Origin of the sequence: Acetivibrio sp., assembly GCF_035371925.1 — a bacterium.
Lineage (GTDB): Bacteria > Bacillota > Clostridia > Acetivibrionales > Acetivibrionaceae > Hungateiclostridium.
The window spans coordinates 14403-24447 of sequence record NZ_DAORXT010000014.1; the positions used below are offsets into that span (position 1 = coordinate 14403).

12 protein-coding genes are annotated in these 10045 nt (G+C 37.5%); 7 read left to right on the forward strand and 5 right to left on the reverse strand.

Annotated features, from left to right (window positions below):
- Positions 1-206 precede the first annotated feature (206 nt).
- From PLH43_RS03560 to PLH43_RS03575, 4 genes are all read right to left on the reverse strand, one after another.
- Positions 207-1205 (reverse strand): ABC transporter substrate-binding protein, encoded by a 999-nt coding sequence (locus tag PLH43_RS03560; RefSeq protein ID WP_324360160.1) that lies wholly within the window; start codon positions 1203-1205, stop codon positions 207-209.
- Positions 1206-1228: 23 nt separating this feature from the next.
- The gene (locus PLH43_RS03565; RefSeq protein ID WP_324360162.1) at positions 1229-2041 is read right to left on the reverse strand and encodes an ABC transporter permease; all 813 of its coding nucleotides are present in this window, start codon (positions 2039-2041) and stop codon (positions 1229-1231) included.
- Positions 2034-2801 carry an ABC transporter ATP-binding protein gene (locus PLH43_RS03570; protein ID WP_324360164.1) on the reverse strand — a complete coding sequence of 256 codons (768 nt, stop codon included), beginning with the start codon at positions 2799-2801 and terminating at the stop codon, positions 2034-2036. The genes PLH43_RS03565 and PLH43_RS03570 overlap by 8 nt, the downstream gene beginning before the upstream one ends.
- Positions 2802-2967: 166 nt before the next feature.
- A complete protein-coding gene (locus tag PLH43_RS03575) occupies positions 2968-5358 on the reverse strand; it encodes a hypothetical protein (RefSeq protein ID WP_324360166.1) in 2391 nt (796 codons plus the stop codon).
- Between the two features lie 363 nt (positions 5359-5721).
- Here PLH43_RS03575 and PLH43_RS03580 point away from each other — a divergent pair, with 363 nt between their 5' ends.
- The 4 genes from PLH43_RS03580 (at position 5722) to PLH43_RS03595 (ending at position 8793) form a co-directional block, all read left to right on the forward strand.
- Positions 5722-5952 carry a hypothetical protein gene (locus PLH43_RS03580; protein ID WP_324360168.1) on the forward strand — a complete coding sequence of 77 codons (231 nt, stop codon included), beginning with the start codon at positions 5722-5724 and terminating at the stop codon, positions 5950-5952.
- Between the two features lie 56 nt (positions 5953-6008).
- Positions 6009-6356, forward strand: coding sequence for a cupin domain-containing protein (locus PLH43_RS03585; RefSeq protein WP_324360170.1), 348 nt, complete (start codon positions 6009-6011; stop codon positions 6354-6356).
- Between the two features lie 52 nt (positions 6357-6408).
- The gene (locus PLH43_RS03590; RefSeq protein WP_324360198.1) at positions 6409-7782 is read left to right on the forward strand and encodes a radical SAM protein; all 1374 of its coding nucleotides are present in this window, start codon (positions 6409-6411) and stop codon (positions 7780-7782) included.
- Between the two features lie 462 nt (positions 7783-8244).
- Positions 8245-8793 carry a hypothetical protein gene (locus tag PLH43_RS03595; RefSeq protein WP_324360172.1) on the forward strand — a complete coding sequence of 183 codons (549 nt, stop codon included), beginning with the start codon at positions 8245-8247 and terminating at the stop codon, positions 8791-8793.
- Here PLH43_RS03595 and PLH43_RS03600 read toward each other — a convergent pair.
- Complete coding sequence (locus PLH43_RS03600) at positions 8724-9230, reverse strand: hypothetical protein (protein ID WP_324360174.1); 507 nt, start codon at positions 9228-9230, stop codon at positions 8724-8726. The two genes, PLH43_RS03595 and PLH43_RS03600, sit on opposite strands and share 70 nt — an antisense overlap.
- 92 nt (positions 9231-9322) lie before the next feature.
- Between PLH43_RS03600 and PLH43_RS03605 the strand changes: the two genes are divergently transcribed.
- From PLH43_RS03605 to PLH43_RS03615, 3 genes are read left to right on the forward strand one after another with little or no spacing between them, the layout of a single operon-like run.
- On the forward strand, positions 9323-9496 hold the full coding sequence (locus PLH43_RS03605; RefSeq protein WP_324360175.1) for a hypothetical protein: 174 nt from the start codon (positions 9323-9325) through the stop codon (positions 9494-9496).
- Positions 9497-9511: 15 nt separating this feature from the next.
- A complete protein-coding gene (locus PLH43_RS03610) occupies positions 9512-9832 on the forward strand; it encodes a hypothetical protein (protein WP_324360178.1) in 321 nt (106 codons plus the stop codon).
- A gap of 42 nt (positions 9833-9874) precedes the next feature.
- The gene (locus PLH43_RS03615) at positions 9875-10027 is read left to right on the forward strand and encodes a hypothetical protein (protein ID WP_324360180.1); all 153 of its coding nucleotides are present in this window, start codon (positions 9875-9877) and stop codon (positions 10025-10027) included.
- Positions 10028-10045 lie beyond the last annotated feature (18 nt).

The following is a 10045-nucleotide window of genomic DNA, read 5'->3' on the forward strand; positions in this document are numbered from 1 at the left end:
ATACATCTCTCCCACTTACTTTGATGCAACTTCTACAATCTTTTTTGAACATGTGCATTTTTATACATATAGTTTATCACATATAGTTTATCATGGATGTCATTAACCGAAAATAGAAAAATAATAAAAATTTGATATTAAATTAAAAAAGCAGAATTGCATGGTTTCCCACACAATTCCGCTTTCTTGCTTTTAGACAAAATATTCTACTTTTCAAAATTCTCCATAGCTTTTTCGGCAAACTCTGTTGTTACTATCTTTTTATAGGGTGCTTCTTTTTTAAGTTCCCCAGCCATACTCATTACTTTTTGAAGAAGGTCCAAGGACTCCTTGTTCAATATGGGGTCTTTGCTCCATGCATCCGTCTCCTTGTACCTTTTTGCCACCGTTATCAGAGTCTCCATATCCGAATCTGGGAAAGAGGGCTTTATAACCTCGGCTATTTCTTCCGGTGTGTGGATTTCAACCCATTTCTGGCCTTTGTAAATAGCGTTGGTGAATTTCTGGATTACATCCTTGTTCTTTTCTATGTAACTTTTGCTTGCGTAGTATGCCGTATAAGGAATCTCTCCGCTTTCTTCTCCTATGGAGGCAATTATATATCCCTTGCCTTCCTTCTCCACTGTAGATGCCACCGGCTCAAACAGCGTGACATAGTCCCCCTGGCCACCGGTAAATGCTCCTGCCATCAACGCAAACTGAACGCTTGTGTCAATATATACATCAGTCCCCGGCATCAGGTTGTTTTTCTTTAATACATACTCGAGGGTCATTTCAGGAACTCCGCCTTTTCTGCCTCCTATTATGGTCTTTCCTTTGAGGTTTTCCCATTTGAAGTCCGTTTCCGGCTTTCTGCCCACCAAAAACGAACCGTCACGCTTTGTAAGCTGCGCAAACACAACAGCATAGTCTTCCCTGCCCTCATTGTACACATATATTGCTGCTTCCGGTCCGGAAAAACCTATGTCTACCTGCCCGGACAAAACCGCTGTCATTACCTTGTCTGCGCCCTGGCCGTTTGTAATGTCTATTTTTAGCCCTTCTTCCTCAAAGAAACCCTTGTTTAACGCAACATACTGCGGAGCATAGAATACCGAACGGGTAACCTCGCTTAACCTTACAGTAGTATAGTCCCTTTCTCCGCACCCTGCCAAGGACATCATTAATACTGCTGAGACAATCAGAATCAAAGCAATTTTTTTCATATCAACACCTCCACATATTTTATTTACTTACTCTTTACAACAAGTTTTTCAAGCCATGCTACCATCCTGTACATTAGAAATGCCGCTGTGGCAAGTATAATAACACTCGCCATCACAAGGTCTAACTGAAACACCTGACCCCCATAAACAATCAAGTAGCCCAGCCCTGCCTTTGAAACCAAGAATTCTCCCACAATAACTCCAACCCATGACAGCCCGACGCTTACCTTTAAGGCATTTACCATAACCGGCAGTGAAGACGGAAGAACTACTTTTGTAAGTATCTGAATTTTACTTGCCCCAAAGGTTTTTACAAGCTTGATTTTGTCATTGTCCACGCCAAGAAAGCCATTTAAAACTTCCAGTATAGTGACCACAACGGATATGGTCATTGCTATAACCACTATTGCCAAGGGTCCGGCGCCTATCCAGACTATAAAAATCGGGCCCAAGGCAATCTTCGGAAGGCTGTTTAGTACAACAAGGTAGGGTTCCAAAACCTTTTCTAAAAAGTCGGACCACCAGAGAATTACCGCTACCAATATCCCAATAAGAGTACCAAAGACAAATCCCAGCACTGTTTCAACACATGTCACGCCAACATGGTTAAACAGCTGGCCGTTTTTGTATAAATCTCCAATAGTACGTATAATTCTCGACGGCTGGCTCGAAATAAACGGGTCTATCAAACCGATTTCGGCAACCAATTCCCAGAAAGCAAAAAACAATACCAATAGAGCTATCTGTGTAATTAAAATGATTTGCTTTTTCCTCTTTACTTTCCTCAAATACCTAAGGTGCTCCGGGGATACGTCCGGCTTGTTTTTATCAGACATAAATATCAAGCTCCTTCCATATCTTATTGAAATACTCCCTAAATTCCGGTGCTTCTCTGGAACTTAGCGGTGTCCGATTTGCGCAGCTTAGCTTGATATCGTGGATTGACTTGATTGTCGCCGGCCTTTTTGTCAGCACAATAATCCTGTCAGCCATGCTTATTCCCTCGGATATATCATGGGTAACAAGTATTGCAGTCTTATTCTCCTTTTTAATAATTGAGTATATGTCTTCCGTAACTGCCAGTCTTGTCTGGTAATCCAGGGCCGAAAAAGCCTCATCAAGGAGCAGTATTTGAGGCTTTGCCACAAGAGTTCTTATAAGGGCCGCCCTCTGCCTCATTCCTCCCGAAAGCTGTGAAGGGTATTTGTCTTTGAACTCATAGAGTCCGTATGTATCCAAAAGTTTTAGGGCATATTCCTTTGTTTCCGAGTTTAGCGTTCCCCTTATTTCCGGTCCCAAAACCACATTTTGATAAATGGTCCTCCACTCAAAAAGATGGTCCTTTTGCAGCATATAACCCACCTTGTCGGAAGTCTCCGAAACGGGCTTTCCATCCATCAATATTTCTCCCGAGGTTGGAACCATGAGTCCTGCAATAAGCAACAATAGTGTCGATTTACCGCAGCCGCTCGGCCCTACTATGCTTATAAACTCACCCTCCGAGACCGAAAAGTTGATATCGTGGAGGGCATCGATTTCTCCATTAAGGGAGTGGTATTTCATGCCCAGGTTGCGTACCGATACAACATAATTCATTTTATCACCTCAAACCAATGGGCTTTGTATATTATATTCTCCGTCTTTTAAATTTGGGACCGTTTAACATAAAGAAAAATGAGCCATAGTATCGGGTTTTTGGCTCATTTTACAAAGAATTACAGACATTATTAATATGTTTTTTGGACAATAACCGGCTTCAATATCACTTCATTATATAAATCAGCATCCAAATAAGTTTCTGTGCAATAAGCATATCTTCCCTGCATTTTTCCATTCTGTCTTTCTCAATGCCGTCCTTATGGGCCACCCTGTTTCTATAGCTGTTTTTGACATATTCCAAAGCCCCGATAAAAACCTTGCGGTTGTATTCCGCGTCATCTCCCAGTACGAATTGTTGAACAGGAGGCTCTTTGTCAAAACTGTTCCAATTTAGCCTTGTCCCTTTAAAATCCTTCAATAGGCTCCAATCAACATAGAAGTTACCCTTCCATTCTTCAAATCTGGATTTGTCATTCGGCAGAAAATAGCTCGAGTAAACAGGACCTCTACCGGAAGACTTCAGAAAACCGTCACTAAGAACTCTTATAGCCGGACCCATCTCAAGACATGTTTTGGGCTCAGACTCATTCCTTTCTTTAAAAAACCTCACCGAATTGGAATCTACATTCATTTCCGGTCCTTCAAACACAATATTGCACTTTATCTTGCTGTATATATCATTGAGAAGATATTCTATCACCTTGGTAAGGGGAATCATTGCCGGAGAATAGTCGAGATTTTCCGCATCCGCCCTTGAGCTTAGAGTTCTGTATACTATCTCTGACGTAATCATCATGTTTTTGCATTCTTCATCCAGCTTGTCCCAGCAGCCTTTATCGTCGAGTTTGATAAAAAAGTCCACTATTTGCTCACGGTCAATATATTTGGCAGAAATCCGTTTTGTCAATGACAGGATGCGAGGCTCGACTGCTGTAAAAAATTCATCCTCCCTGTCCTTGTAGTTGGCCTTTTCTCTAATCTCCCTGATGGATGTAAGCATGTTTTCAATATCCTCATGCAGCTTTTCAAGCAAAATATCCTTGATAACGATATCCACTCTCTCAAAAAACGATCGGTTTCTAACAGAGGTTGCGCCCCTGTCAACATCCCCTAAACGCAAAGAAAGATTCTTTGCCCTGTCCACATCGTCCCATGATATAACCATGGGAATCTTGTCATCGTGATGTATATTTCTAATAAATGCATTTGTCATGTAGTTTTTACCATAGGTTTGCGCAATGAGAGCTATATAAATTCCTTCTTGGTTGGAAAGAGCCCTCATTACATTGTACAGCCTCCGGAACATATCGGATTTGACGTTGTCCTTTGAGCGCGCATACTGGTTCTTGATGTTGCGGATGTCTTCAATCATTCCCCATTCTTCAAATACCGTTTCTTTTACAAAGCATCTGAGAGAATCGAAAAATTCATTTTCCAGCGGTATGCTTATTTTAACATACAGTTCTTCAATAAATTCACACGACCTAATCACTGTATCATAAATATCCTTGTAATTTCTTTGATACAAGAGTTTTTCTTTCTGCAAATCCGCATATAGAATATTCATATACTCATAATTGTCACAAAGGAGAATAGTCTTAAACAAGAGTATCAGAACATAGGCACATTGGTAATTGTCCTCGTTCATGTCGGAATAATTGTCAATCATGAATTCTACAGCTTCTTCGTTTCTTTCTTCTCCCAAAAGTGCAAAAATGACAAGAGCGGAAAACATGGGGAAATAATTGCTGAAGTGGGTTTTGTACCTGCTCTTTAGCATATTCTTGTTCAGTTTATACAGTTCCGATAGCTTTATTCCTATCCCGTTTGCCTTTTTTAGCTTTTCATTTGCTTTACGGATACATTCAAATTCCCCAGTCTTTTGAAATTTCATAATTACTTCGTTCCATGTTGTGTTACCGGGAATTGAAGTGATAAATACCTGTCCCAAACCTCCCACATAAATAATCAGCTCTTCTATATAACCGCACATGATAGTGCTTAGGGCATCATATCTATCCAGATTTTCGGATTCGCTCAATTCGATAAAGGCCGGCAAAACATACTTTGTGTAGATATATAAGAATACTTCCTCATTTTTCGCGTGGGTTAACCACATTAACGGATACAATACTCCTGGAATTTTTATTTGCTCAATACCTTCAACGAAACCATCAATATCTGCACAGGTGAGGTTGTCATAATCCAAACTCTCTCCTATTATCTCTTCACAAATAAATTTATATTTTAGATTTGCGGGTATTTGAAAATCTCCGTCATCTTCCATTCCATAATTCTCCATATATATTTTTTTGAGTAGTTTAATTTTATCGCAAATTTCCCTGCATTGGTACTTTTCCGAAAGCAGCTCCATAAGTTCATCGGAGTCGATTCCAAAATAGAATCTACTCAAAGTGAGTTTTTCAATCACTTCCGAGTAAATGCCGAATTTGTATGCATCCTTTAAATATCGTGCAACTTCATTCATACATTTTGCTTTTACTTCGGGTGACGGATACCTCATATCTTTTTTTATTTCATTTGGTGCCCTCATGGACACACCTCCCCGGGATAGGTTTTGTATGAGTTGTTCAATTTTAAGCTGATGAGTTGTATATATACTAATGTAACATCAAGAGGCCGGGAAGGTAAACGGAAAAATGAACCATAGTGTCTTATACTCTGTTAGTATTTTTCCCTACTTAACAAGTTCTTGCTCTATACATTAAAAATAAATCTTGTCTATTATGGTAACAACTTGATATAATAAATTTATACAATTATGTCTGAAATTGTTTTTAAACTTTTGCAGTAACCGACTGTATTTTTATATTGATATACATATAGTTGCATTGCGGAAATATAATAGTTCTATAAAATTTAAACTTACAACATTAATACAAGGCAGGAAAATAATATGAATATTATATATCTAGAGGGAAAAGAAGAGCTACTGGTATATGTTAAGCCTCTTTGGGAAAATACCCGAGATTATCACAGTAGTATTTCAACTTATTTTTCGTCAAAACTTTCTTCACAGAATTTTGAATCGAGGAAAAGGGAGTTTAAAAATAAGTCGGCGGACGGACAACTGAAAGTAAATAGAAGCAATAATCTTCTGTTAAAAGCATTAACATCAAATAAATAATTGCTTTTGACACTTATCATTCGTATTGCATATTACCAAATTACTGAGGTGTTAAAATGATACAGAAAGTTAATTTAAAAGCAATTGCGAACGAAATTCCCGATTTATTTCAATATTTCAAAGTAGGGCAACTAAATGACCATATGTTGAATGTTGTATTGGCAGAAAATAGAATTCTTGATTTTCATATTCACGAAGAATCAGATGAAATGTTTTATGTAATAGAAGGAAAAATGCAAATTGAATTAGACGACAGTATAATTGATCTGGATACCGGAGATTTCATTATTATTCCCAAAGGAACGAGACACAGACCGGTATGCAAAACATTAGTAAAGTGCCTATTAATTGAAAAGTGCGGTACATTATCCAAAGATAACACCGGTGGTACATATAAAGAATAAATTTACGGTAACTGGATTGGAGCCTGTAAAGCACAAGTATGTAATGGAAATTATGGTTGTTTTTATAAACGGAAAGGTTGATAATATTATGCCAACTTTATTAATGGTTACTCCTGAAAACTCGGAAATTAAAAGATTCAGAGCATATCAGCTCAACAACTTTATGCAGCTGACTATGCCCTATCTTGCAGGCTTCGTCCCAAAAGAATATGACATAAAGCTGTTGGATGAACATACAGAACCAATTATTTTCGAAAAATTCGACTTGGTTGCAATTACTGAGAATACTCCAAATGCTCCCCATGTTTATGCTATCTCAAAAAAATTCCGCGAGCTGGGATCATGGGTAGCTTTAGGCGGACCGCATGTGACCTTGAATCCCGAAGAAGCAGCTTTGCATTGCGATACTATTTTCATAGGAGAAGCTGAAGAAACCTGGCCTCAATTTTTAAACGACTTCCTTTGCAAAAAAAACCAAAAAGTTTATACAAGTTCACGTGCTCCCAGTCTTGACGATCTTCCGATACCCCGCAGGGATTTGATTGTTGGCAATAGATTTATAAGAGGTGCTGTTTTTGCTTCCCGTGGTTGCCCGCATAATTGCAGCTATTGCAGTCTTAAGAAAATCTATCACAATACGTTTAGGACTCGCCCGATTGACGAGGTAATAAAGGATATAGCCAGTATGCCGAATAAGTATTTCGTATTTTGGGATGATAATTTCTTTGCCGACCCAAGCTACACAAAAGCCCTGTTAAAAGATTTGGCAAAGCTAAACAAAAAATGGGCGGCGCAAGTAACAGCGCATAGCTGTGAGGATGAAGAATTACTCCGTCTGGCAAAATCCGCAGGGTGTTTATATCTGTTTCTAGGCTTGGAATCGTTTTCTGAGCAGGGTCTTAAAGATGCAAATAAGAATTTTAATAAAATTGAGCAGTATGGAAAGATTGCAGATAAACTTCACCGACATGGAATCAGCATCCAAGCCGGTATTGTTTTTGGGTTTGACTCCGACACGCCGGATGTGTTCGAAACAACCTTAAAAGCGTGTAATGATATCGGAATTGACGGAGTAACTGCAAGTATATTAACTCCTTTCCCCGGAACCGGGATATATGATCAATATAAAAATGAAGGCCGGCTACTTGATGTTGGTTGGGATTATTACAACGGCAAAACAAGGGTTGCATATGTACCGAAGCAAATGAGTCCCGAGGAATTGCTAAACGGCTACAACGAATTTCGAAGAAAGTTTTATTCGTGTAAAAGCATAATAAAGCGAATATGCAAATCACGAGCAAATATCTTTTATAATCTGGCCATGAATTATGGTTACAGACAGGCATATCGTAATTTTGCCAAATTGAATATTGGAGATAAAATTAATGAAAGAAACACTCCTCTTTATAGATACTTGACACGGTAAATGAAACAAGATTTTTTGCCGCATGAACTTAGATTGAAGATTATCGCTTATTTTTATTCAAATTTAAAGAAAGGAGTAAAAATATCAAAATTATTAAAAAGATCTTAATTTTATAAAATTGACGATATAGTATTTATAGCCATTCTATTGTTTTATCCGGTATTGCAATAGTTAATGTCGACAAGCTTGCATTTTACAAATATAAGCTGCAAATTGTTTTAGTTACTTCACTTTTCAGTATTGCAATGATTGTATTCAATAAATGCAAAATTAGGTGGTTTGCAATAACCATCAAGCTAATAGGTGTGTGTATTTTCATTTTTTCTCTCGCATTATTGGCAGCAGGAATATTAAAGATTATACCCGGCCCCTATACTGATGTCAAGCTTTATCCTAAGATATTTACAAATGGTGAAAATTATATATCTGAGATGGAGCACTTTCCAAGGGAAATCCCTGAAAATGCAGAAGAAGTTGAAAAAAGAATATCCTTTTATGAACGTAATTACACGACGATTTCGAAATACACTGCGAAGTATGGATTATTTCGAAAACGACGAAATTGATCTAAAGCCTTTTGATGAAGAAAACAACCCTTTTTATTCGTATGATATATCCCATTTCTCAGGAATAGGCTTTAACAGCAGTACAAACGAAGTATTCCATTGGTCAACTTTGTTGCTTTGCTCCTGTTATCATCAAGCAACAGATAATAAAATTGATATACCTTCAACGGTATTGTCACAAGCTTCACCTACTATATTGCCCGATAATACTTCTTATGCATATAATACATTTAAACCGATTATTGACGCATATGCAGAACTTGAGCAGAGCAACTATATTTCTTTCAACGAAGATATTATTGGGGATTCAATATTGACAAAAAACGGAGGAAGAATATACAACTTTGGAACCAATCCAACTCTAATGTATGCCTTTTACGATATAAACAGCGACGGTTTACCTGAGTTATTAATTGGGGCAAATGAGACTATATCAAAAAAATAATACACTTCATCCGTTTTAAATACCATATTGCAATCGTGTAAGGGAATACCATTCGAATCATACAAAAGCCCATAAAAAGATATAGCGGGTAATAGCTCGATATTTATTGTCTGGGTTCTATTCTCTATTAATAATGAATTATTATATGGCTGGCCGTCATTATTATAGCCAGCTTTTATAACATACTCTGTAAATTCATTTGGTTCCAATTTAAATTTAAATTTACCATTCTCATCCGTACTCACAACTATAGAAAATCTGGGATTACTTGTTGCTTTAAGTTTTACAGAAGCATTTGAAACTCCAATGCCTCTATCTGTCACAATTCCCTCAATTACTACATAAGAATTAATATTATTGAAAATAATAAAAATTGTCACTAATGCAAACGCAATCACAATCAAAAGCAATGCTATTAAAATTTTATTACGTAACAAGCTTATCACGCCCCAGAAATCTAATCTTAATCAGCCTCGTTTTTTATAAATGACCTTTGAAAAAATAGATGCGTTACTGTAAAATTTGAAATGTGAGTTGCGGCCAAGGAGCCACAAATCAAAAAACACAGGAAGCATCCAATGTAAACTATACACAAAATAAAAAATTTGCAAGCGAAAGAAACAATGCTGAGGGAATTGCAAAGCCCGAAGAATGGACAGCGAAGATAGCAAAATCCAACGGCTTTGCAGCGGTGATACTCTGAAATGGAGGATTTTAAATGTATAGTGTAGCCGAGGACTGGAATCCAAAACAAAAGCAACTTAAAAATATAATATTAAATGAAGAGAAGTTTAACGAAACGATTGGACTAATACAAGACCTGCATTCCATGGTGCATTCGCACGATGTTTATGGCAGGGATATACCAACACTGGAAGATGAGCTTTGGGATGGCCTGGACAAAAAAGCTTTTGTCACAATGCCAACCAAAAAAGATGTAACCATAGCCTGGAACATTTGGCATATTACAAGAATAGAAGATTTGACAGTTAACATTTTAATTGCAGATGACTTTCAAGAATTCAAACGTCAGAATTGACCTGCCAGACTAAATATCGAAGTAAGCGATACCGGCAATGCAATGAGTGACGATGAAATAATGGACTTAAGCCAAAAAATCAATATGAAAGAGCTTGAAGAATACAGAAAGGCAGTAGGAAAAAGAACCAGACATCAAGTTGTGCACCTGAACGATTCATTAAAATTGAAGAAAAAGTGTTGTAAATTGATATAGAAATTGTAAATCAACTGT

What these genes read in the sequence shown, in the direction of transcription:
- PLH43_RS03560 (WP_324360160.1), bottom strand. Translation starts at nt 1,205, where the DNA reads ATGAAAAAAATTGCTTTGATTCTGATTGTCTCAGCAGTATTAATGATG.
- PLH43_RS03565 (WP_324360162.1), bottom strand. Translation starts at nt 2,041, where the DNA reads ATGTCTGATAAAAACAAGCCGGACGTATCCCCGGAGCACCTTAGGTAT.
- PLH43_RS03570 (WP_324360164.1), bottom strand. Translation starts at nt 2,801, where the DNA reads ATGAATTATGTTGTATCGGTACGCAACCTGGGCATGAAATACCACTCC.
- PLH43_RS03575 (WP_324360166.1), bottom strand. Translation starts at nt 5,358, where the DNA reads ATGAGGGCACCAAATGAAATAAAAAAAGATATGAGGTATCCGTCACCC.
- PLH43_RS03580 (WP_324360168.1), top strand. Translation starts at nt 5,722, where the DNA reads ATGAATATTATATATCTAGAGGGAAAAGAAGAGCTACTGGTATATGTT.
- PLH43_RS03585 (WP_324360170.1), top strand. Translation starts at nt 6,009, where the DNA reads ATGATACAGAAAGTTAATTTAAAAGCAATTGCGAACGAAATTCCCGAT.
- PLH43_RS03590 (WP_324360198.1), top strand. Translation starts at nt 6,409, where the DNA reads ATGGTTGTTTTTATAAACGGAAAGGTTGATAATATTATGCCAACTTTA.
- PLH43_RS03595 (WP_324360172.1), top strand. Translation starts at nt 8,245, where the DNA reads ATGCAGAAGAAGTTGAAAAAAGAATATCCTTTTATGAACGTAATTACA.
- PLH43_RS03610 (WP_324360178.1), top strand. Translation starts at nt 9,512, where the DNA reads ATGTATAGTGTAGCCGAGGACTGGAATCCAAAACAAAAGCAACTTAAA.
- PLH43_RS03615 (WP_324360180.1), top strand. Translation starts at nt 9,875, where the DNA reads ATGAGTGACGATGAAATAATGGACTTAAGCCAAAAAATCAATATGAAA.